Source organism: Enterorhabdus sp. P55, from assembly GCF_009911695.1.
Taxonomy (GTDB): Bacteria; Actinomycetota; Coriobacteriia; order Coriobacteriales; family Eggerthellaceae; genus Enterorhabdus.
Map to the genome: position 1 here is coordinate 1 of NZ_QWKK01000258.1, position 788 is coordinate 788.

Annotated in this window: 1 protein-coding gene; it reads left to right on the plus strand. The window is 73.0% G+C overall.

The genetic code is table 11. The features are described from left to right. Positions 1–131: 131 nt before the first annotated feature. Complete coding sequence (locus D1643_RS11150) at positions 132–437, plus strand: hypothetical protein (protein WP_160710661.1); 306 nt, start codon at positions 132–134, stop codon at positions 435–437. Positions 438–788 lie beyond the last annotated feature (351 nt).

Genomic DNA, 788 nt, shown 5'->3' on the forward strand with positions numbered 1-788 from the left:
CGGCTGGGGCGGCTCCTGCCGCGGGGCGCGTGCCGTGTCCCGGCGCCGAAGCGCCGTGCGGCGTCTCGGCGGGGGCCGTCGCATCGGGGACGCCTCCCGCGCCGTTGCCGCGCCGGCGCGAGGGGAGGGCCGTGGCGCGCACTGCGGCTGCTGTCGCCCTGGCGGCCCTGTTCCTGGCGGTCGGCATCGGCGAGGCGGTTGACCCGGGGGCGGGGTCGAGCATGGCGCGGTATGCGCCGGGCATCCGCTGGGTCGGCGTCATCGCCGTGCAGCTCATCATCTTGGCGGCGCTCTACCCCCTGGCAGACAGGCGCTGGCTCGGCCGCCGGCTGGGGCGTTCGCTGCCACGCGCCGGGCGGACGGCAGCGGCGCTGGTGACGGCCGGATTCCTCCTCTTCGGCGTCATGATGGCGTTCAACGGGGACTTCGCGACGTAGCGCGCGTTCCTTGTGGAGGCGCCTTCCGAATTTCTGGCCAATTTCGCTGCGCTTTACGCGGCCAAGAGGGGGAGGCGGCCGCTCGTGGGCTGTCGTGAATTCCGTTTTCCCAGGTCAGCGGATTGGCCGTAAGCGAGCAGGGGAGTTGCGGGCGGAAAAACTGCGTAAACCATGGCAAAAATGGCCAGAAATCCCGAAGACGCTGCTATTGGCCTGTTTCCGGCCGCATCCCGTCCGGCTCCGGTTCCAGTCCCGGCCTCGGTCGCAGCCAGCCGGGCCGGACTGCGCCCTCGCGCCCGCGGCCCGCGCTCGGCCCGCGCCCAGCGCACCCGCGGCCTGCGTCCGCGGCTC